This is a genomic window from Paraburkholderia sp. 22098 (assembly GCF_052045935.1).
Classification (GTDB): domain Bacteria; phylum Pseudomonadota; class Gammaproteobacteria; order Burkholderiales; family Burkholderiaceae; genus Paraburkholderia; species Paraburkholderia caledonica.
In genome coordinates, this window is sequence record NZ_JBQEPV010000003.1 from 259,637 (window position 1) to 281,153 (window position 21,517).

Below are 21,517 nucleotides of genomic sequence, written 5' to 3' on the forward strand. Positions count from 1 at the left end.
TGGTCAATTGTGCGGCTCGATGCATTGTGGCACGATCGTTCGAAAATCTTCCGGCGCGATGCACGCCGGGCACGCAATCGCATTCAGGAGACGCCCTTGAGTACCGCCTCGCCTTTACGCTCCACGATCGACGTTCCCGCGCTACTGGACGCCCTGCCCGCGCGCATCTCCGATATTCCCGCGCTGGCGGCCGGGCGCGATCCGCAACACGTCGCGTTGATCGAAGACGGACGCCGTCTCACCAACGCGCAACTGGTTCAAGCCGTCGAGGCCATCGCTGCGTTGCTTCGGGATTGGGGCGTGCGTGGCGGCGACCGGGTCATGATAGTGGCGGAAAACAGCATCGCGCAGATCGTGCTGCTCTTCGCGACCGCGCGGCTCGACGCCTGGGCGCTCGTGTCGAATGCGCGCCTGTCGGCGTCCGAGCTTGATGCGATTCGCGCGCACGCGCAGCCGCGCGTGACGGCCTACGCGGTGGAAAGCTCAGTCGATGCCGGTCAGCACGCGCAGCGTCATGGAGCAAGCGCAGCGCCAGACGTCGCGCCGGGTATCGGCGTGTGGTCCTTCACGATGGACACGTCCGCGCAAGCCGAACCGGTGGAAGCCGCGAACGACCGCCAATGCGCGGCGCTCATCTACACGACCGGCACGACCGGCGCGCCAAAGGGCGTGATGCTGTCGCATCGCAATCTGCTGTTCATCGCCGCGGTATCCAGCCGCCTGCGCCAGGTTCGTCCCGACGATGTCGTCTACGCCGTGCTGCCGATCTCGCATGTGTACGGCTTTGCGTCTGTGTGTCTCGGCAGCCTGTACGCTGGCGCGACCTTGCGCCTCGCGCCGCGTTTCGCGCCGGACGCGGTGCGGCGCGCGCTTGCCGACGAACGCGTGTCGATTTTCCAGGGCGTGCCGGCCATGCATGCGAAATTGATCGAACATTTGCAGACGCACGGGCATGCGTGGCACGCGCCGCATCTGCGCTTCATCTATTCAGGAGGCTCGCCGCTCGACGCCGCGCTGAAAGCGCACGTCGAAAGCGTCTACGGTCTGCCGCTGCATAACGGCTATGGCATGACGGAGAGCAGTCCCACGGTCTCACAGACCATGCTCGACGCGCCGCGCCGCGACTGCTCGGTGGGCCAGGTCATTCCGGGCGTTGAAGTGCGTTTCGTCGGCCTCGACGGCGCCGATGTCGCAGTCGGCGAAACCGGCGAGCTGTGGGTGCGCGGCCCGAACGTGATGCTCGGCTACTATCGCAACCCGCAGCAAACGCGCGCCGCCGTGACCCAGGACGGCTGGCTGAAAACCGGCGACCTGGCGCGGCAGGACGCCGACGGCGCGCTGCATATCGTCGGACGCAGCAAGGATCTGATCATTCGCTCCGGCTTCAACGTGTATCCCGCCGAGGTCGAGCACGTGCTCAACGCGCATCCGCAGGTCGTTCAGTCGGCGGTGATCGGACGCCCTGTCCAGGGCAACGAAGAGGTTATTGCGTTCGTCGAACTGGCGGCGAATGCAAGCGTGACGCCGGCTGAACTGATTGCCTGGTGCGTCGAGCGCCTCGCGCCCTACAAGCGGCCCGCCGAAGTAAAGGTGCTTGCCGCGTTACCGGCTGCATCGACGGGGAAGATTCTCAAGCACCGGCTGCGCGAATTCCTCTGAAGCCGCAACACGACGCCAGCGGCAGCGGTTAGCTCATAAACCACGTTCATCCACGCGGATGATGCTGCGCATGCAGCGACTTCAGCCGCTCGCGCGCCACGTGCGTGTAGATCTGCGTGGTCGAAATATCGGTGTGCCCAAGAAGCAATTGCACCACGCGCAAGTCGGCGCCGCGATTGAGCAAATGCGTTGCGAACGCATGCCGCAACGTGTGCGGCGACAACGGCGCGTGCACACCGGCCACCGCCGCATGTCGCTTGATGATGTTCCAGAACTGCTGGCGCGTCATGCCCTCGGCACGGCTCGTGACAAACAGCGCGTCTGCCGCGCGCGGGCCGAGCAGCGCCGGTCGTGCGTCGCGCAAGTAGCGCTCGATCCACCCGTGCGCCTCTTCGCCGAACGGAATCAGCCGCTCTTTCGAGCCCTTACCCATTACGCGAACCACGCCCTCGTTCAGACCGACTTCCACCGTCTTCAGCGTGACGAGTTCGGTAACACGCAAGCCGCTCGCGTACATGAGTTCGAGCATCGTGCGATCGCGCAAACCCAGGGCGGTCTCGATGTCGGGCGCGCCGAGCAACGCCTCGACTTGCGCTTCGCTGAGCGTCGACGGAAAACGCGGCGGTTGCTTCGCCGAACGGATGCGCAACGTCGGATCGACTTTCGCGCGATGCTCGCGCACGGCCCACCCGTAGTAGCGTCGAAACACCGAGAGTCGCCGATTCGCCGACGTCGATTTGTCTTTCTGACGCGCGGCGCTGTACGCGTTCAGATCGGCCTCGCTGGCGGTGTCGAGCGACGCGTTGCGCGTTTGCGCGAGCCATTCGCTAAAGAGACGCAGGTCGCGGCGGTATGCGTCGAGCGTGTTCCGCGACAGACCGTGTTCGAGCCAGAGCGCGTCGCAGAATGCATCGATCGACGCGGAACTCGTCGCGAACAAAGGCGACGATAGCGGCGACGGCGACGGCGAAGGCGATTGCGCGCTCGCGTCTTCAACCAGGGTATCGCTCATGCGTAGGGAAGGCCTTCATGCGTCAGCAGCCAACGCTTGACGTTGCGAAAAAAACCGTCTTCGGCGTGATGCGCGAATCCGCCGATGCCGCTCGAACTCACCACGCGATGACATGGAATGACAATGGGAAAGTAGTTGGCGCCGCACGCCTGGCCGACCGCGCGCGGCACACTGCCGAGTTGCCGGGCAAGCTGGCCGTAGGTCACCACGGCACCCGGCGGAATCTCGCAAATTGCCTGCCACACGCGTCGCTGGAAAGCGGTGCCGACCGGCGCGAGCGGCAGTTCGAATGTCGCCGACGCCTCGCTGAAATACCGCTCGATCTGCTCGACCGCCTGTCGCGCCAACGGCGTGTCAGGCGCGACGTTCTGCATCGACTCGGGCAAATAGACGATCTCGCGCACGGCCTCGCCTTCCAGGCGAATGCCGACCTTGCCGAACGGCGCGTCGATCACTGCGTTGAACATGGCGCCTCCTGACTCGCGCGACGATGATTCGAGACGTACAACAGACTCGCGGATTGCCGATACTTTACGCCGCTTTTCACGCCGCTTCGAGCGCCCATTGCACGTGCTCGCGCACCACGTGAGACGAGTCGTCGGCGCGGCGCTCGAGCGCCTCTACGATCGCCTTGCGAGCGTCCGCACTTAAAGTCTCGCGCGGCGCACGCAGCGCGTTGCCCATGCCCACGGCAAGATTGCGCAGCCAGCTTTCGTAGCCGATACGGCGGATCGCACTGCCCTGCATGCGCGTGTCGAACTCGTCCGCGCTCCAGCCGAACAGTTCCACCAGCGACGCGCGATCGAGCCCGTGCCGCACGTCGAAATCGCCGACCGGCGCAGCCTGCGCGAACTTGTTCCACGGACACACGAGCTGGCAATCGTCGCAGCCATAAACGCGATTGCCGATCAGCGGACGCATGTCGACGGGAATGCTGCCCTTCAGTTCGATGGTCAGATAAGAGATGCACAAGCGGGCATCCACCTTGTAAGGCGCGACGATCGCGCCTGTCGGACATGCGCCGATGCAGCGCGCGCAACTGCCGCAATGCGAGCCCGGCGTTTCAGGCGCGTGCTCGGGCGACGTCTCGGCGTCGGTCGGCAAAGGCACATCGACATAAATTTCGCCAAGGAAGAACAGCGAACCCGCATCGCGTTGCAGCAGCAGCGTATGTTTGCCGCGCCAGCCGATGCCGGCCTTTTGCGCAAGCTCCACTTCGAGCACCGGCGCGGAGTCGGTAAACACGCGATAACCGAACGCGCCGATCTCCGCCTGAATTTTCTCTGACAGATGTTGCAGACGGTTACGCATCACCTTGTGATAGTCGCGGCCGCGCGCATAAATCGACACCACCGCGGCCGACGGATCGGCCAGGCGCGCATGCTCGACAGCCCGCCAGTCCTCGCTGGGCGGCACTTCCTGCGGTTCGCTTTCGCCCGGCTTTCCGCTGATTGCATGGGCGGGCAAATAGGCGATGCGAGCGGTAATCACACGTAGCGTGCCGGCCACAAGCTCGGCAGGCCGCGCGCGTTTCATACCGTGTTTCGCCATATAATCCATCTCGCCGTGGCACCCCGCTTCCAGCCAGGCTGCAAGCGGCGCTTCGGCAGCGGAGAGATCGGTGTCGCTAATGCCGATCGCCCCGAAACCCAGTTCACGGCCCCACGTCTTGATGTTTCGCGCGAGCGCATGCAGCGCCGCTTCATCGAATTGACGCTCGGCGCGCGCCTCGTCGCAAGACGTCGGCGCATTGGGCGCAGGGGACACGGGAGACTCCGGACTTCGGTTCATCACGCCATTTTACGAGAATGCCTGACCATCCCGATCGCGCGATCGCGCCGCCCGCCGAAGTTCTGCTCGAACGCGCCTTCACGTTCGCGGACGAAGCCGCCACGCTCGCATTCGGCGAGCGCTTCGCACGGGCCATCGAAAGCGTCGCCGTCGCAGCACAAGGCCAGGTCAGCGGCCAGGGTGCTCAGGCATTCCACGGTCTACAAGTACAACTGGTCGGCGATCTCGGCGCCGGCAAAACCACACTCGTGCGCGCCACGTTGCGCGGCCTCGGTCACACGGGCCGCGTGCGCAGTCCCACGTACACGCTCGTCGAGCCCTACGTGCTCGAGCGACCCACTGGGGAACTCGCGCTTTATCACTTCGATCTGTACAGATTCACCGATCCGGCCGAATGGGCCGACGCCGGCTTTCGCGAGTATTTCGACAGCGGCGCGGTCTGCCTCGTCGAATGGCCACAACGCGCGGGGCGTCTTCTCGGCGTGCCGGATCTCGTCTTCTCGCTCGACCTGGATAGCGAGGGCGACGGCCGCGTACTCGTCGCACGGGCATACAGCGAAACAGGAAAGGCATGTCTCGAAAGATGTTGATCAAACCGTTCCGCTCGATCGAATCAGCGGCCACCGCAACGCATAACTGGCGGCGCCGGCAGATTCTGTGCGCGGGCGCATCCACGCTTGTGCTCGGTCTCGTCGCACCGCGTCTTGCACTCGCCAGCTCGGTGCTCGGCGTGCGCGTATGGCCCGCGCGCGACTACACGCGGGTGACGATCGAATCCGATCAGCCGCTGCAAAACGCGCAGCAGTTGCTTCAGGGTCCGGACCGGCTCGTGGTCGATCTCAGCGGCCTCGATCTCGACCAGGCGCTGAAGGACCTCGTCTCGAAGATCACGCCAAACGATCCGCAGATCCAGTCGGTGCGAGTCGGCCAGTTTCAGCCGCACGTCGTGCGTATGGTGTTCGACCTGAAGGGCTCGGTGAAGCCACAGGTATTCGCACTGCCGCCTGTCGGCGCGTACAAGTACCGGCTGGTGTTCGACCTGTATCCCGCCGTCGCACCCGATCCGCTGATGGAACTGCTCGCGCAGAGCGAGCGCAAGCAGCAAACGCTGAACGAAGAAAACAACGCGCCGCCGGCCACGTTGAGCGGCCCGGGCACCACGCCGCCGGTCGCCGACAACAGCGAAGCGTTCTTCGAGCGTTATGCGCAAAACGGCGGCAGCGGGTCGGCGCCGAGCGTGCAACGTCCGCCCGCGCACGGCGCACCGACGCCACTGCCGCCGATCCCGCCGATCATCGCGAAGCCGGCGACACCGGGCGCTCCCGCGTCGCCGCCCAGCGCAATCGCGCGCAATAAAGGCAGCGGTAGTAACGGTAGTAACGGTGGCAACAGCGCTAACAGCCTCGGCAACGACGACGACGCGAGCGACGACACCTACGCGTTCACCACGCCGAAGCCGGGCAAGAGCAACACGGTCCGCCTACTGACTGTCGCGATCGATCCGGGACATGGCGGCGAAGATCCGGGCGCAATCGGCGGCTCGGGCACTTACGAAAAGCACGTCGCGCTCGACATCGCGAAGAAGCTGCGCGCGAAGATCGACGCGCAGCCGAACATGCGCTCCATGATGACTCGCGACGCCGACTTCTTCGTGCCGCTGAACGTGCGCGTGCAAAAGGCGCGGCGCGTTGGCGCAGACCTGTTCGTGTCGATCCACGCGGACGCGTTCACCACGCCCGAGGCGCGGGGCTCGTCGGTGTTTGCGCTGTCGGAGCACGGCGCGTCGAGCGCAGCCGCGCGCTGGATGGCGAACAAGGAGAACTCGTCGGATCAGATTGGCGGCATCAACATCAAGTCCGCCGACGCGACCGTCAACCGCGCACTGTTCGACATGTCCACCACCGCGCAGATTCGCGACTCGATGCGCTACGGCAACTTCGTGCTGAAGGAGATCGGCGGAATCAACAAGCTGCACAAGGGCTCGGTCGAACAGGCGGGATTTGCGGTGCTGAAGGCGCCCGATATTCCGTCGATCCTCGTGGAAACCGCGTTCATCAGCAACCCGGACGAAGAACGCCGCCTGAACGACGACGCGTACCGCGACAAGATGGCGGACGCGATCATGACTGGCATCAAGCGTTACTTTGCGGCGAACCCGCCACTCGCGAAGAACCGCATGACGTGACGCGCGTATAGCGCCTTTTCACACGACGACGCATACGACGACAAAAAAACGGCCGCAGCAATGCGGCCGTTTTTCCTTCCCTTCTCGTTCAGTAGCGCGATTCAACGCGCCGGCGACAGGCGCTGAGCGACCCATCCGCCGAACACGTTGACCGCGAGACCTGCCATTACCAGTACCGCGCCGGCGATCTGCGCGCCGGAAAGCCGCTCATCCAGAAAGAGAGATGCAGACGCCAGGCCGACGATCGGCACGAGCAGCGAAAACGGTGCGACCTGGCTCGCCGGATAGCGCGACAGCAGACGGCTCCACAAACCGTAGCCGATCAGCGTGGCGATGAACGCTAGATAAACGATCGCGAAGATCGACATGGCGCTGATACCCGACAGCGCCGCAGCGATTCGCTGCGAGCCCTCCAACGCATACGACAGCGCCAGGAACGGCAGCGGCGGAATCAGGCTGCCCCACACCACGAGGCCGACCAGATCCACCTTGCCGACTTTCTTCGTGACGATGTTGCCGAGCGCCCACGAACACGCGGCGCACAGCGTGAGAAGGAAACCGGCGAGCGTCATGGCGTGACCGCCTTGCATGCCTATGACGGCGAGCCCGGCAGCTGCGATCAGCAAACCGGCGACGTTCGGCAAGCGGAAGCGTTCGTGCAGGAAAAACGCCGCAAAGATCAGCGTGAAAAATGCCTGCGCCTGCAATACGAGCGACGCGAGCCCCGCAGGCATGCCGACGTACATGGCCGAGAACAGGAAGGCGAACTGCCCCAAGGAGATCGTCACGCCGTATGCCAGCAGCCAGCGCCACGGCAATTGCGGACGCTTGACGAAAAATATCGCCGGAAACGCGGCGAGCATGAAGCGCAGCGCGCCTAGCAGCATGGGCGGCACGCCATGCAAGCCCACCTTGATTACAACGAAATTGACGCCCCACGCGATCACCACGATCAGCGCGAGCAGCAGGTCCCTGGGTGACATCCCAGTCTCCAATTGATTATTGAACCTGCCAGTTTAGCGGAGGGTGGCGGGACACGTGATTGTTCGTGCTACGGATTTTCGGAGCAGGACTGTGCTGCGAAACGTCGTCGTTGCGCCCTCCGCAGTAGAATCGTCCATTGAGAAATTTCTTCCTCCTTATTCAGCCGAGCCCGCCATGTCCTCTTCGATCAAAGCAGTTCTCAAACCGCATCTGCGCGATGTCGGCAGTCTGACTGTGCGGCGCGTGCTGCCTGCAATGGCCGCGCGGCTGATCGGACCGTTCATCTTTTTCGACCACATGGGACCGGCGACACTGCAACCGGGCGTCGGCCTCGACGTTCGTCCGCATCCGCATATCGGCCTTGCCACGGTGACCTTCCTGTTCGAAGGCGCGATCATGCATCGCGACAGCCTCGGCTCCGAGCAGAAAATCATCCCCGGTGACGTCAACTGGATGACGGCCGGGCGCGGCATCGTCCATTCCGAGCGCACGCCCGCCGAGGACCGCGCGAACGGCCAGACCATCCACGGCATTCAGACGTGGGTCGCGCTGCCGCTCGAAGACGAAGAGGTGGAGCCGTCGTTCGCGCATCACGCCGCCGACACGCTGCCGGTGGTCGAACGCAACGGCGTCACGCTGCGCGTGATCGCCGGCACGGCCTTCGGCGAAACGTCGCCTGTCACGACGTTTTCCGGCACGTTGTATGTCGCCGGCGAGTTCGCGCCGGGCAGCGCCTTCGCGCTGGAACCGGAGCACGAGGAACGCGGCGTGTATCTTGTCGACGGCGATCTGGAAATCGACGGCACGCCGCTCGAAGTCGGCCAGATGGCAGTGCTCGCGCTCGACGAGACCGTCACCCTCGCGAGCACGCACGGTGCGCGCGTGATGGTGCTGGGCGGCGAGAAACTCGACGGTGAACGCTTTATCGAATGGAATTTCGTCGCAAGCTCGCGCGAGAAGATTGAAGCCGCGAAAGTGGCATGGACCAATCAGGAGATGGGCAAAGTGCCGGGCGAAACCGAATGGATTCCGCTGCCGCAAAAACAATGACGGCCAGTCCCGGCGCGGCGCGGCGCGCATTGAACATTGAATCCACGCCGTTCGGCCCCAACTAGCAGACAAACCGTTTTTATCGACGAGGACGCAATGGACACCACTTTGGCCACATTTGAAAAGGACGTCATCACGGCGTCGACACTGGCCCCTGTGCTGGTCGATTTCTGGGCGCCGTGGTGCGGCCCCTGCAAGACGCTTGGCCCGATGCTGGAAAAGCTCGAAGCCGAAGCCGCCGGCAAATGGAAGCTCGTCAAGGTGAACGTAGACGAGAATCAGGAACTCGCCGCGCACTTCCAGGTGCGCAGCATCCCGCACGTCATGGCGTTTGCCGACGGCCAACCGGTGGATCAGTTCATCGGCGTGCTGCCTGAGGGCCAACTGCGCGAATTCATCGAGCGGCTCGTGCCGCAAGGCGCGGATGCCGCGCGTCTCGAGGCGCAGACCGCGCTCGAAGAAGGTCGCCGCGAAGACGCTTACGATGCGCTGGAATCCGCGCTCGCCTACGACCCGGGCTTCGACGAAGCACGCATGGATCGCATCGAGATGCTGCTCGACGACAACCGCATCGACGAGGCGCGCAACGAAGTCGATCTGCTGTCGCCGAAAACCACGCAAGGCATCGACGCGCGCTTCAACGCGATCAAGACGCGGCTCGACGCCGTGGATGCCGCCGCCGACCTGCCGCCCACCGACGCACTGGAAGCGCGCGTCGCAAGTCATCCGGACGATCTGGAGGCGCGTTTCGATCTGGCAAGCGCGCTGATCGCACGCCGCAAATACGAGGGCGCGCTGGAACATCTGCTGGGCATCGTGCAGCGCGACCGCACGTTCCGCGACGACATTGGCCGTAAGACCATGCTCTCCGTGTTCGATCTCGCCGCGCATCAGCCGGAGCTGGTGTCGCAATGGCGGCGCAAGCTAAGCGCGGCGCTGTACTGAAGCGCGGGTAGGCGCCCGCACCTCGCGTGCGGCGTCGGGCTGAATTCCGGCTCGTCCCGCACGCCGCTTGCCGCGCCAGAAACGCATCACCCCGCCTGTTTCGCCAAGGCACGCAGCACATGCGCGGCGGCGGCGAAACCAAAACTCGCCGTCACGCAAACGCTCGAACCGAAGCCCGCACAGTTCAGGCCGATCGGCCCCGTATGACCGGGCGACGTGGTGACGTGCTCCGCTTCCGCATCGATATCGCAGACCGCCGCCTCCGGGTAGATGAGCGGCTCGTCCGAATACACCGCGCTCACCTTGAATTTCGCTTTCGGCCCGCGCGGAAACCCATGCTGTTTCCGCAACTGCCCACGCACCTTGGACAGCAACGGGTCCTGAATCGTCAACGCGAGATCGTCGATGCGAATGCGCGTCGGATCCAGTTGACCGCCCGCGCCGCCAATCGTGATCAACGGCTGCTTGCGCTCGACGCACCACGCGATCAGCGCGGTTTTGGTGCGTACGCTGTCGATAGCGTCGATCACATAGTCGAAGCCGCCGCCGAGCGTCGTCGAGAAGTTGTCGGGCTCGACGAAGTCTTCCACGAGGCGCACGTCGCAGAACGGATTGATTGCCGCGATGCGCTCAGCCATCGCTTCGACTTTCGGTTTTCCGTAGTTGCCGTCAAGCGCGTGAATCTGCCGGTTGGTATTGCTCTCGGCGACATTGTCGAGATCGATCAGCGTCAGTGTGCCGACAGCGCTGCGCGCCAACGCTTCGGCCACCCACGACCCGACTCCGCCAATGCCGATCACCGCGACATGCGCGCTTTCGAAAGCGGCGAGCGCCGGCGCGCCGTACAGACGCGCAATGCCGCCGAAGCGCCGCGCACGGTCGGCGGTTTCACTCCCGTCGAGGCTGGTAGTAAGATCAGATTGCGCGGTGGTCGACATGATGGGACTCATTGAACAGGCAGGAAACGGACGCGCTTCTAGATCGCGCAGCCGTATTTTGCCTGAACGCCTGCATGAGCATTGCCGCCGCAATCACCCTGTCGCGCTCCGGGGCATTACCCGTTCATGCACGCCGGGCCTGCGTCGCGCTTGACCCAGTCGCGCGCAAAAAATTAATGCCTTAGCTATACTGCCCTGACTGTAGCGTTCGCATAACAACATGACCTCACTCGCCGAACTTCGAAAAAACTATTCGCTGGGTTCTCTGGACATCGGCGACGTAGATCGCAACCCGTTCCGGCAATTCGACGTCTGGTTTCAACAGGCTGTCGACGCGAAGCTGCCCGAACCGAACACGATGACGCTCGCCACCGTCGACTCGCGCGGCCGGCCTTCGGCGCGCATCGTGTTGATCAAGGGCGTCGACGAACGGGGCTTCGTCTTCTTCACCAACTACGAAAGCCGCAAAGGCCGCGAGCTAGCCACTAATCCTTACGCGAGCCTGCTGTTCTACTGGATCGAACTCGAGCGCCAGGTGCGCATCGAGGGGCGCGTCGTCAAAACGAGCGCGGAAGAAAGCGACGCGTATTTCGCGTCTCGTCCGGCCGGTTCGCGAATCGGCGCATGGGCATCGAATCAGAGTCAGGTGATTGAAAGCCGCTCGCAGCTCGAAACGCGCGAACGCGAAATGCGCCTGCAATATGGCGATGAACCTCCCCGTCCGCCGCATTGGGGCGGTTATCGTTTGGTGCCCGAAGCAATCGAATTCTGGCAAGGTCGGCCGTCGCGTCTGCATGACCGCCTGCTTTACACGCGCGTAAGCGAGAACAGCAACTGGCAGATCTCCCGTCTCTCGCCGTGAATCGACACAAACAATGCCGCCAGCGCGCAGCCAACGCAGCAGCGCGCGGCGCACGGATCGCATCTCGCGGCATGGGAGTCGCGCCGCATTGATTTGCGCTCCACACAAGCTTCGCTTTAGTTCAACGGACACGGAGAGATCGCATGTTCTGGGAGAAAAAGCTGGCGCAGTGGGTGGAAGAAGTAAAAACCAAGGCTGACTTACCAGCACGTCTCGTGCTGTGGGACGGCCAGCAACACGACTTCGGGCGGTTCGCCGCGCCTCAGGTCACGTTGCATGTGAAAAGCGCGACGGCGCTGCCTTACCTGCTCGAACCGAGCCTCGACAATCTGGGCGAGGCGTACGTCAAGGGCAAGATCGACATCGAGGGCAAGCTCTCGGACATCATCAACGTGGGCTATCAGCTCGCGCGCAATACCGTCACCAGTGCGAGCAAACTCGCACGCATGCGGCGCTATTTCCAGCATTCGAAAGCGTCGGACCGGAAGGCGATCCAGTATCACTACGACGTCTCGAACGAGTTCTACAAGCTGTGGCTCGACGAGAACATGGTGTACTCGTGCGCGTACTTCGAGAACGGCAACGAAGATCTGGCGACCGCGCAGATCAAGAAAATCGACCACATCCTCACCAAGATCCAGTTGCAGCCGGGGCAGCGCCTGCTCGACATCGGCTGCGGCTGGGGCGCGCTGGTGCTGCGCGCAGCGCAGAAATTCGGTGCGCAATGCGTGGGCGTGACGCTGTCGCAGAACCAGTTCGATCTCGCCACGGCGCGTGTGAAAGCTGCGGGCCTCGAAAATCAGATCGAGATTCGTCTGCAGGATTACCGCGACGTCGAAGGGCAATTCGACCGCATCACGAGTGTGGGCATGTTCGAGCACGTCGGACGCAAAAATCTGCCGGGTTATTTCAGGAAGATGCACGACCTGCTCGCCGACGACGGCGTCGCGATGAACCACGGCATCACGTCGAGCGACTCGGATAGTGGCGAAACCGCGCTTGGCGGCGGCGAGTTCATCGACCGTTATGTGTTTCCCGACGGCGAGTTGCCGCACATCAGCCTCGCGCTCGAATCGATGCAGCGCGGCGGGCTCGAAGCGGTTGACGTCGAAAGCCTGCGCCGTCACTATGCGCACACGCTCGACATCTGGGCGGAGAATTTCGAGGCGCATGCGGAAGAAGCCCGCAAGCTCGTCGACGACGAAAAATTCCGCATCTGGCGCGTCTATCTGGCCGGCTGTGCGTACGCATTCGAAAACGACGACGTCTCCATCTATCAGGTCGTATGCCGGAAGGCCGGCCGCAGTGCGAAAACCCTGCCGTGGTCGCGCCGCTACATGTACGAGAAGCCGCTGTGACGTGAGCGCCGCAGCGTCGTGCACCAGCGTGCCGCCGCGGCGCAAACTACTGAACAGCAGGTCGAATCTCGATGGGCCAGAGCGGGACAAGCGAAGTGGAACAGGCGCCGGGCGAGCCGGAAGCGCCACTCCAGGCGGACGTGCAAAGCGAAGCGGTACAGTTCGATCTATTCGGAATGCCGGTGGAACCGGCGGTCGCGTCGACGGTTGCATCGGCGGAAACCGAAGCGCGCGCGAAGCCCTTGCGCACTGTATCGGGCGATCCATTGCCGCACGCGCCGGAAGCCGCCTCTCAGTCTCCGGCCGCCAACTCCGCCCCTGTGCCGAAGCCCGCGAGCCGGCGCGGTGCGCGGGAGAAAGCCGCCGCCGCGTCGCTCTGGCAGCAGGACGGGCTGCAGGACGAGCAGCAGGACGAAGCGCCGACATCCGCCGCTGCAAACCCGCCGCCAGCCGATACGCCAAAGAAGCGGCGCACGAAGGAAATCCTCGCCGCCCCACCCTCACCGGAGGTACTCGCACTCGCCGCGCAACTGCCGCCGCACGTGCACCTCGGCACATCGACATGGTCGTTTCCCGGCTGGAACGGCATTGTGTACGGCGATGAGTACAGCAACAGCAAGCTCTCGCGCGACGGCCTCACCGCTTACGGCGCGCATCCGTTGCTGAAGACAGTCAGCATCGACCGGTCGTTCTATCAGGCGCTCACGGTCACCGAATATCTGCGCTACGCGCAGCGGGTGCCCGAGCATTTCCGCTTTATCGTGAAAGCGCCGATGACGATCACCGACGCAACCGTGCGCGCCGAACGCGGCGAGCCGGTGTCGCTGAACCCATGCTTTCTCAACGCGCAGATGGCGATCGACGACTTCGTCACGCCGTGTCTGGAAGGTCTCGGCGAAAAGGCCGGAGCGCTGGTGTTCCAGCTGTCGCCGCTGCCCGACCAGATGCTCGCGCAGCCGGCCGCGTTCATAGAACGGCTCGGCGACTTTCTGATGGCGCTGCCGAAGCTGCCGCAAGGCACCTGCTATGCAATCGAAATCCGCGACGCCAGTCTGCTCACGCCGCGCTTCATTCGTACGCTCAAAGCGGCGGGCGTGCGCTACTGCGTGGGCATCCATGCGCGGATGCCCGACCCTCTTCGGCAGGCGGCTGCGCTCGCGCTGCTGGACGGCGAACCGGCCGGGCCGCTAATCGTTCGCTGGAGCCTGCATGGCGGCTTCAAGTACGAGCAGGCGAAGGCGAAGTACGAGCCGTTCGACCGGCTCGTCGATCAGGACCCGGCGACGCGCGCGTCGCTCGCCGAACTGGCCGCGCGTTATGCGCTTGCCGGCCAGCCGGTGGTGATCGCGGTCAACAACAAGGCTGAAGGCTCAGCGCCGCTCAGTTGTGTGGAACTGGCGCGCGAGATCGTCGAAGCCTGTGCGCGGCTTGCACACGAGCACGAAGATCTCGGCGCACTCCCCGTCAGCTCGCCTTGATGCGGTGCGCGAACTTCTGGCGGAACTTCGCGACCTTCGGCGCGACCACGAACGAGCAGTAGCCCTGATTCGGATGCTGCGCAAAATAGTTCTGATGATAGGCCTCGGCGGGCCAGTAGTTGCCGTCGAGCGGCAGTACCTGCGTGACGATCTGGCCGTCGTAGATGCCCTGCGCGCCGATCTCGCGGATTGCCTGCAAAGCTGTCTCGCGCTGCGCGTCGGAGTGCGTGAAGATCACTGAGCGATATTGCGTGCCGACGTCGTTACCTTGACGGTTCAACTGCGTCGGATCGTGGATCGCGAAGAAAATATCCAGAATCTCGCGATAGCCGATCTTCGCCGGATCGAAGTCCACCTTGACGACTTCGGCGTGGCCCGTTGCGCCATCGCACACCTGTTCATATGTCGGACGCTGGGTCTCGCCGCCTGCATAGCCCGACTCCACGGAGTTCACTCCCTCGACGCCCAGATAGACCGCTTCGAGGCACCAGAAACACCCGCCACCCAAGGTGGCGACTTCGCCTGTCTGACTCATGCTGCTCGCTCCTTCAAGCTCGTGATCGGCCTATGCCGCTTCCGCTTCGCCATAGCGCTTATGGTGCCGGCGCAGTGTTCAGCTTAGCGGGTTTTGCGATGCGCCGTTCTGTGTCCGGCCGGTGCATCGCGATTGCAGTTAAAATTGGGGCAAATCGACGATTTTCACTATGACTTTCGAATTATCTGTTTCCCGCTGTGCGGGCAAGCGCTTTAACGCGGCCTCCCGTCTACGTGCATCCACGGCCTCCGCACAATGAAGCGAGCCAGCCCGCCTAATTTCGACCAGGCCGCCTTCCGGCAGGCGCTCAGCCAGTTTGCTACCGGCGTCACCGTGATCACAACGCGTGCGGCGTCCGGGCAGTTGATCGGCATCACCGCCAGTTCGTTTAATTCGGTTTCGCTCGACCCGCCGCTCGTGCTGTGGAGCCTCGCAACGCGCTCGGCGTCCATGCCGGTGTTCCGCACGAACAGCCATTACGTCGTCAATGTGCTGGCCTCGTCGCAACTCGATCTATGCAAGCGCTTTGCCACGGTCAAAGGCGATCGGTTCGAAGGCGTATCGCACGCGGCGGGCGACACGGGCATGCCGGTACTCGACGGCGCGCTAGCCTGGTTCGAGTGCCACAACCGCAGCCGTTACGAAGAAGGCGACCACGTGATTTTCGTCGGCGAGGTGGAGCGTTGCGGCGTGCATGAGAATGCGGCGGAGATCGCGCCGCTCGTGTTTCAGAACGGCCAGTTTCACGGGCTCAAACCGCTGTAACCGTTTTTAGCGCCTGCAACGGCGCCAACGCGAGGCCGCGCCTCAACGGTCGTTGTGCGGCGCGCCGTGCCCGCCGGTTTTCGTGACCAGCGACACCGGCACGCCCGAATCTTCCTTCAGAGTCTGCAGCACGATATTCGAGCGAATATCCATCACTCCCGGCGCCTTGTAGAGACGCTCCAGGACGAAATCCGAATAGTGCTTGAGGTTGTGCGCAAGAACGCGCAACAGGTAGTGCGTCTCCCCCGTCACCACAAAGGCGCCGACCACTTCGGGCCAATCGCGCAGCGCATCCGCAAAGCGCTCGTGCCAGTTCTGCTGGTCATTGCGCATCGACACCTGCACGAATGCTTCCAGTTCGAATCCCAACACCTCGCGGTTCAGACACGCGCGGTAGTGTTCGATGACACCCTGCTCTTCCAGTAGACGCAAGCGCCGCAGACACGCCGACGGCGACAGCGAGATGCGCTCCGCGAGATCGAGATTGCTGATTCGTCCTTCTTGCTGGAGCACCGCCAAAATACGGCAATCGGTGGCGTCGAGCGAGATCGCGTTCATATTCGGTCTCCCTTTCCCATTTGTCTCAAATTATGTTCCAAGACACGGCTCGGAAGGTGATTTTTTCGCAATCACATTTCGCGGTCAGACACCTATCATTCCCTATAGACATCAACCGCAGATGGAGACATGCAGACACTCTGGGACATCACCCCCGCCGTCGATACGGCAACGCCGGTCTGGCCTGGCGACACCCCGGTTGGCATCGAGCGCGTCTGGCGAATCGAGGCCGGCTCGCCCGTGAACGTCGCACGGCTGACTCTCTCGCCGCACACCGGTGCCCATACCGACGCCCCCTTGCACTACGACGCAGCAGGCGCCGCGATTGGCCATGTACCGCTCGACATCTACCTCGGACGATGCCGCGTGATTCATTGCATTGGCGCCTCGCCTGTTGTGACGCCACAACACCTGGATGGTTTGCAGAGCGACTTGCCACCGCGAGTCTTACTACGAACTTACAGAAATGCGCCGACTGCGGCGTGGGACAGCGGCTTCTGCGCCGTCGCGCCTGAGACGATCGACCTGCTGGCGGCGAACGGCGTGAAGCTGATCGGCATCGACACGCCTTCGCTCGATCCACAGGAATCGAAAACGATGGACGCGCATCACCGCGTTCGCGCGCACGGCATGGCTATTCTCGAAGGCATCGTGCTCGACGACGTCGCTCCCGGCGACTACGAGCTGATCGCGCTGCCGCTGAAACTGACCACGCTCGACGCAAGCCCCGTGCGCGCAGTGCTTCGCGCGCTCCCAGACGCGCACTGATTGTTGAATCCGCATCATCCGACTGAACGAGACCACCATGAAACACCGCGAAGAAGCATTGGCGCTCGATAGCGCCGACCCGCTCGCGACATTACGCGATCAGTTCGCGTTGTCGGCGACCACTATTTACCTCGACGGCAATTCGCTCGGCGTGCCGCCCGCCGCAGCGGCGCAACGTGCACAAACCGTGATCGCCGCCGAATGGGGCGAGGGTTTGATCCGCAGCTGGAACGCCGCGGGCTGGTTCGCGTTGCCGCGGCGCCTCGGCAACAAGCTTGCGCCGTTGATCGGCGCGGCTGAAAACGAAGTGGTCGTCACCGATACGATTTCGATCAATCTGTTCAAGCTGCTGTCCGCCGCGCTGCGGCTCGCGAACGCACGCGACCCGAAGCGCCGCGTGATCGTCTCGGAGCGCTCTAACTTTCCGACGGACCTTTACATCGCGCAGGGCTTGATCGAGCAGCTCGACCGCGGCTATGAACTTCGACTCGTCGACGACCCGTCCGAGTTGCCCGAGGCGATCGGCGAAGACACCGCAATCGCGATGATCACGCACGTCAACTACCGCACCGGCTACATGCACGACATGGCCGCGTTGACCAGACTGATCCACGACAAGGGCGCGCTGGCGCTGTGGGATCTCGCACATTCGGCCGGCGCCGTGCCGGTCGACCTGAACGGCGTGGGTGCCGACTACGCAGTCGGTTGCACGTACAAATACCTGAACGGCGGCCCGGGCTCGCCCGCATTCGTCTGGGTGCCGCAGCGCCATCAGAACGAGTTTGCGCAACCGCTCTCCGGCTGGTGGGGGCATCGCGCGCCGTTCAAAATGGACCCCGCGTATCAGCCCGACGACGGCATTGGCCGCTTTCTGTGCGGCACGCAGCCGATGGTCTCGATGGCGCTCGTCGAATGCGGACTCGATGTTTTCCTGCAGACCGACATGCAGGCGATTCGCCGCAAGTCGCTTGCGCTGACCGATCTGTTCATCGAACTGGTCGAGACACGTTGCAGCGAATTTCCGTTGAAGCTCGTCACGCCGCGCGCACACTCACAGCGCGGCTCGCATGCGAGCTTCGAACATCCGCATGGTTACGAGGTCATGCAGGCGTTGATCGCGCGCGGCGTGATCGGCGATTATCGCGAGCCGCACGTATTGCGCTTCGGCTTCACGCCGCTGTATACGCGCTTCGTCGATGTATGGGATGCCGTCGAAACGTTGCGCGAGGTGCTCGTGCGCGAGACCTGGCGAGCACCCGAATTCGCCGCGCGCGGCGCGGTGACCTGAGGAGCGCGCGATGAACGATCACATGCAAACGCCGGGCTTGCCCGAAGAAACGCCCGCGCAAGGATGCCCGTTCGGTCATGGGCGCGCTGCGTCCGCTTCCGCTGACGGGCCGGCTACAGAAGCTGCTTCAGCCGATGGCTGGCACGACGCACAACTCGACTTCTCCGAGTCGATGAGTTACGGCGATTACCTGTCGCTCGGCACGGTGCTGGATGCGCAACATCCCTTGTCGCCCGATCACAACGAGATGCTGTTCATCATTCAGCATCAGACAAGCGAACTGTGGATGAAGCTCGCGCTCTACGAGTTGCGCGCCGCGCTGGGCGCTGTGCATCGCGATGAATTGCCTCCGGCGTTCAAGATGCTTGCCCGCGTCTCGCGGATCATGGAGCAACTGGTGCAAGCTTGGAGCGTACTTGCAACGATGACGCCTTCCGAATACACGTCGATGCGTCCTTATCTGGGCAGTTCGTCGGGGTTTCAGTCTTACCAGTATCGGCAGATCGAGTTTCTGCTTGGCAACAAGAACGAGCAGATGCTAAAGCCGCATGCGCACCGTGCTGAAGTGCTCGCCGAGGTGAAGGCTTCTCTCGAGTCCCCGTCCTTCTACGATGAAGTAGTGAAGCTGCTGGCGCGTCGCGGCTTTGCGATCTCGCCTTCGCGGCTCGCGCGCGACTGGACGCAGCCGACGGTTCATGATGCTTCCGTTGAAGCGGCCTGGCTGGAGGTTTATCGCAATCCTTCGAAGCACTGGGAGTTGTACGAGATGGCCGAAGAACTGGTCGATCTCGAGGATGCTTTCCGGCAGTGGCGCTTCAGGCATGTGACTACGGTCGAGCGGATCATTGGATTCAAGCAGGGCACGGGGGGGACCAGTGGGGCGCCGTATCTGCGCAAAATGCTCGACGTGGTGCTGTTTCCTGAGCTTTGGCATGTCAGGACTATGTTGTAGTTGTGTTGTAGTTGCTGCGCGCTGCCTCGCACGGGGCAGCGCGCATAAACCACGGTGACATCAAGGAACGGCCAAGGGTTGAAGAACAACAATTGCCACGAGCCCCCAATCACCTCGCAGTAAATCCCCCATCGACAGCCAACGAAACCCCACTCACCATAGAAGCCGCATCGCTCAACAAGAACGCCACGACCGAAGCCACTTCAGCGGGTTCGGCGAACCGTCCGAGTGGAATAGCCTTGAGGGCAGGCTCGCGCTTCACAGGATCGCTCCAGGCCTGCACCGCCATAGGTGTCAACGTCACAGTGGGATTAACGCTATTCGCGCGAATTCCGAACGGCCCCAATTCGATGCACAAGGCCCGCGTCACCGCATCCATTGCCGCTTTTGAAGCCGAATAGCTCAGATGATCGTCGAGCGCGACGAGCGCCGCCTGACTCGACACGTTGACGATGCTGCCAGCCCGCTTCGCCTCGATCATTCCTCGCGCGACATGCTTCGCAACCAGCACTGCGCCGCGCGTGTTCACTGCCATCACGCGATCGAAACTCGCGGCCGTGGTATCCACTGCCCGTTCGAGCAACGCGATTCCTGCGCAATTCACGAGACCGTCGAAAGGGCCGAGCGACGCGAACGCATCGTCGATTGCAGCTTCATCGCTTACGTCGAGCATCAACGGCTCGCAGCCGGTCTCTTCAGCGAGGCGCGCAAGCTCGCTGACACTGCGCGCCGCCGCCACCACGTTCGCGCCGCAAGCGCACAACATCTCGACCGTCGCGCGGCCGATTCCGCTCGAAGCGCCCGTCACCAGTATCGAGCGGCCAGAAAAATCGAAAGTAGCATTCATGATGTTTGCAAGCGATGCATGACCGGCTTCAATGCCGGATAGAGATCCGTGTAGATACCGAAGCGCTGTTCATAGAGCGCCATTCGCGCGGCGTCCGGCTGCGCACGCTCAACCAGCGTGACCCATCCTCCCTGCGCCGCTTCCTGCGAAATCAGTCCGACGCCCAGCGCCGCGAGCAATGCGGCGCCCATGGCCGCCTCCACTTCCTGCTCGATGGTGTAGACCGGATAGCCGGTGATGTCGGCGATGATCTGCATCCACAAGTCGGAATGCGCCGCGCCGCCGACCACCACCAGCTTGTCTTCCAGCGACTGCGCGCCCTTGCGGCCTGCCTCTATGTTGTGCTTCAACGCGAACGACACGCCCTCCAGTACCGCGCGATAAAGATGCGCGCGCGTATGGAACAGACTCAGCCCGACGAATGCGCCGCTCGCCTTTGCGTCCCAGACCGGACTGCGTTCGCCCATCAGATACGGCAAAAACATCACGCCATCTGACCCGGCCGGCACCTTCGCGGCGTTGTCTTCTAGCAGCCGATGCGGATCGCCATGAGGCGTCGCGCGCGCGGCTTCGATTTCCGCATGGCAGAACTGATCGCGATACCAGGTCACGGACGCCCCGGCGGTAATCGCACCGCCGAATACATAAATGTCGCGCTGGCCGTTGAAAACGTGAGGCATGCTGATCAATCCGTGGCGGGCGTCCACCGTCTGATTGATGTATCCCCAGCACATGCTCGTGCCGATCATCGCCACATGCTGCCCCGCGCGGCTCACGCCGGCCGCGAACGTTGCGACGGCTGCGTCCACACCGCCCGCGACGATCGCCGTGCCTGCGGCGAGTCCCAATTCTTCGGTCCACTGCGACAGCAGGCTGCCGACGACTTCGGACGATTCAACGAGGCGCTCCGGCATCATCGTTGCGGGAATGCCGAGCATGTCGAGCGCCTCGTCCGACCAGTCGCGCTTCGCGATGTCGTAAATACCGCCGATATTGCCCGCGGAACTGTGGTCGACGGCAATCTCGCCGGTCAGCATGTAGATCACATACGCATTCGGCGGAAGAAAATAACGTGTTTGCGCCCATACGTCCGGCTCGTGATCGCGCAGCCACAACATCTTCGTGTAGCCGTAATAGCTGTCCACGCCGTTGCCGGTGATCGTATAAAGCCGATCGAGGTCGACGTTGTTGCGCACCCACTCGACCTGATCGGTCGCACGCCGGTCCATCCATATCAGGCAGGGATAGAGTGGACGCATATCGCTATCGACAGGAATGCCCGAGCCGCCATACAGACTGCTCACGCACACGGCCTTGATGGTATTTGCCGCAACGCCCGCCTCCTGTGCCTTGCGAACGCACGCGGCAATGCATTCCGTGACCGCCTTGAACCACACGGCGGGCCACTGTTCCGCCCATAGCGGCCTGGGCGTATCCGGCTGATAGCTCGACGCATGGTGCGCGACGATGGCGCCATGTTGATCCACGAGCAGCGCCTTCGTGCTCTGCGTGCCGATATCCACGCCGATGACGTAATCCATA

The 21,517-nt window shown here is 63.1% G+C and carries 21 protein-coding genes; 12 read left to right on the forward strand and 9 right to left on the reverse strand.

The genetic code is table 11. From position 1 onward, the window contains the following. The first annotated feature begins 96 nt into the window (after positions 1–96). Complete coding sequence (locus ACTJLB_RS07855; RefSeq protein ID WP_440782966.1) at positions 97–1,659, forward strand: class I adenylate-forming enzyme family protein; 1,563 nt, start codon at positions 97–99, stop codon at positions 1,657–1,659. 46 nt (positions 1,660–1,705) lie between these two features. Here the strand turns inward: ACTJLB_RS07855 and xerD are convergent, their stop codons facing one another. The 3 genes from xerD to queG form a co-directional block, all read right to left on the reverse strand. Next, positions 1,706–2,671, reverse strand: a complete 966-nt coding sequence (xerD, locus tag ACTJLB_RS07860) for a site-specific tyrosine recombinase XerD (RefSeq protein ID WP_440782967.1) — start codon at positions 2,669–2,671, stop codon at positions 1,706–1,708. Then, a complete protein-coding gene (locus ACTJLB_RS07865) occupies positions 2,668–3,138 on the reverse strand; it encodes a methylated-DNA--[protein]-cysteine S-methyltransferase (RefSeq protein ID WP_088175668.1) in 471 nt (156 codons plus the stop codon). The genes xerD and ACTJLB_RS07865 overlap by 4 nt, the downstream gene beginning before the upstream one ends. Before the next feature lie 76 nt (positions 3,139–3,214). Continuing rightward, positions 3,215–4,462, reverse strand: a complete 1,248-nt coding sequence (gene queG / locus ACTJLB_RS07870) for a tRNA epoxyqueuosine(34) reductase QueG (protein ID WP_440782968.1) — start codon at positions 4,460–4,462, stop codon at positions 3,215–3,217. Between the two features lie 17 nt (positions 4,463–4,479). Here queG and tsaE point away from each other — a divergent pair, with 17 nt between their 5' ends. Further along, the gene (tsaE, locus tag ACTJLB_RS07875; protein ID WP_440782969.1) at positions 4,480–5,052 is read left to right on the forward strand and encodes a tRNA (adenosine(37)-N6)-threonylcarbamoyltransferase complex ATPase subunit type 1 TsaE; all 573 of its coding nucleotides are present in this window, start codon (positions 4,480–4,482) and stop codon (positions 5,050–5,052) included. After that, a complete protein-coding gene (locus ACTJLB_RS07880; protein WP_440782971.1) occupies positions 5,034–6,647 on the forward strand; it encodes an N-acetylmuramoyl-L-alanine amidase in 1,614 nt (537 codons plus the stop codon). Before tsaE ends, ACTJLB_RS07880 begins: the two co-directional genes overlap by 19 nt. A 101-nt stretch (positions 6,648–6,748) precedes the next feature. On the opposite strand, the gene ACTJLB_RS07885 is transcribed toward ACTJLB_RS07880, so the two are convergent. After that, positions 6,749–7,630: an EamA family transporter gene (locus tag ACTJLB_RS07885; RefSeq protein ID WP_440782972.1), complete on the reverse strand. Its 882-nt coding sequence runs from the start codon at positions 7,628–7,630 to the stop codon at positions 6,749–6,751. A 175-nt stretch (positions 7,631–7,805) separates the two neighbouring features. Here ACTJLB_RS07885 and ACTJLB_RS07890 point away from each other — a divergent pair, with 175 nt between their 5' ends. Further along, on the forward strand, positions 7,806–8,681 hold the full coding sequence (locus ACTJLB_RS07890) for a pirin family protein (RefSeq protein WP_440782974.1): 876 nt from the start codon (positions 7,806–7,808) through the stop codon (positions 8,679–8,681). Positions 8,682–8,777: 96 nt separating this feature from the next. Continuing rightward, positions 8,778–9,626 (forward strand): thioredoxin, encoded by an 849-nt coding sequence (gene trxA / locus ACTJLB_RS07895; RefSeq protein WP_020069174.1) that lies wholly within the window; start codon positions 8,778–8,780, stop codon positions 9,624–9,626. Positions 9,627–9,712: 86 nt separating this feature from the next. Here the strand turns inward: trxA and tcdA are convergent, their stop codons facing one another. Beyond that, complete coding sequence (gene tcdA, locus ACTJLB_RS07900; protein ID WP_408130984.1) at positions 9,713–10,564, reverse strand: tRNA cyclic N6-threonylcarbamoyladenosine(37) synthase TcdA; 852 nt, start codon at positions 10,562–10,564, stop codon at positions 9,713–9,715. 220 nt (positions 10,565–10,784) lie between these two features. On the opposite strand from tcdA, the gene pdxH reads away from it, so the two are divergent. From pdxH to ACTJLB_RS07915, 3 genes are all read left to right on the forward strand, one after another. Next, positions 10,785–11,426, forward strand: a complete 642-nt coding sequence (gene pdxH, locus ACTJLB_RS07905; protein ID WP_020069176.1) for a pyridoxamine 5'-phosphate oxidase — start codon at positions 10,785–10,787, stop codon at positions 11,424–11,426. 143 nt (positions 11,427–11,569) lie between these two features. Next, complete coding sequence (locus ACTJLB_RS07910) at positions 11,570–12,784, forward strand: SAM-dependent methyltransferase (protein WP_020069177.1); 1,215 nt, start codon at positions 11,570–11,572, stop codon at positions 12,782–12,784. A 71-nt stretch (positions 12,785–12,855) separates the two neighbouring features. After that, on the forward strand, positions 12,856–14,262 hold the full coding sequence (locus ACTJLB_RS07915) for a DUF72 domain-containing protein (RefSeq protein ID WP_440782975.1): 1,407 nt from the start codon (positions 12,856–12,858) through the stop codon (positions 14,260–14,262). Here the strand turns inward: ACTJLB_RS07915 and msrA are convergent. After that, complete coding sequence (gene msrA, locus ACTJLB_RS07920; RefSeq protein WP_440782977.1) at positions 14,249–14,797, reverse strand: peptide-methionine (S)-S-oxide reductase MsrA; 549 nt, start codon at positions 14,795–14,797, stop codon at positions 14,249–14,251. The two genes, ACTJLB_RS07915 and msrA, sit on opposite strands and share 14 nt — an antisense overlap. Positions 14,798–15,052: 255 nt before the next feature. Between msrA and ACTJLB_RS07925 the strand changes: the two genes are divergently transcribed. Beyond that, the gene (locus ACTJLB_RS07925; protein ID WP_027804823.1) at positions 15,053–15,562 is read left to right on the forward strand and encodes a flavin reductase family protein; all 510 of its coding nucleotides are present in this window, start codon (positions 15,053–15,055) and stop codon (positions 15,560–15,562) included. 42 nt (positions 15,563–15,604) lie between these two features. On the opposite strand, the gene ACTJLB_RS07930 is transcribed toward ACTJLB_RS07925, so the two are convergent. Continuing rightward, a complete protein-coding gene (locus ACTJLB_RS07930; protein ID WP_020069181.1) occupies positions 15,605–16,120 on the reverse strand; it encodes an Lrp/AsnC family transcriptional regulator in 516 nt (171 codons plus the stop codon). 129 nt (positions 16,121–16,249) lie between these two features. Here ACTJLB_RS07930 and kynB point away from each other — a divergent pair, with 129 nt between their 5' ends. The 3 genes from kynB to kynA are packed head-to-tail and all read left to right on the forward strand — an operon-like array spanning position 16,250 to position 19,128. Next, positions 16,250–16,888, forward strand: a complete 639-nt coding sequence (gene kynB / locus ACTJLB_RS07935; RefSeq protein ID WP_440782978.1) for an arylformamidase — start codon at positions 16,250–16,252, stop codon at positions 16,886–16,888. 37 nt (positions 16,889–16,925) lie between these two features. Then, complete coding sequence (kynU, locus tag ACTJLB_RS07940; RefSeq protein ID WP_288825273.1) at positions 16,926–18,176, forward strand: kynureninase; 1,251 nt, start codon at positions 16,926–16,928, stop codon at positions 18,174–18,176. A 10-nt stretch (positions 18,177–18,186) separates the two neighbouring features. After that, on the forward strand, positions 18,187–19,128 hold the full coding sequence (gene kynA / locus ACTJLB_RS07945) for a tryptophan 2,3-dioxygenase (RefSeq protein ID WP_288825272.1): 942 nt from the start codon (positions 18,187–18,189) through the stop codon (positions 19,126–19,128). A 109-nt stretch (positions 19,129–19,237) separates the two neighbouring features. Here kynA and ACTJLB_RS07950 read toward each other — a convergent pair whose 3' ends face one another. Continuing rightward, positions 19,238–19,975 carry an SDR family oxidoreductase gene (locus tag ACTJLB_RS07950; protein WP_310067599.1) on the reverse strand — a complete coding sequence of 246 codons (738 nt, stop codon included), beginning with the start codon at positions 19,973–19,975 and terminating at the stop codon, positions 19,238–19,240. Further along, positions 19,972–21,516 (reverse strand): FGGY-family carbohydrate kinase, encoded by a 1,545-nt coding sequence (locus tag ACTJLB_RS07955; protein ID WP_440782979.1) that lies wholly within the window; start codon positions 21,514–21,516, stop codon positions 19,972–19,974. The genes ACTJLB_RS07950 and ACTJLB_RS07955 overlap by 4 nt, the downstream gene beginning before the upstream one ends. Position 21,517 lies beyond the last annotated feature (1 nt).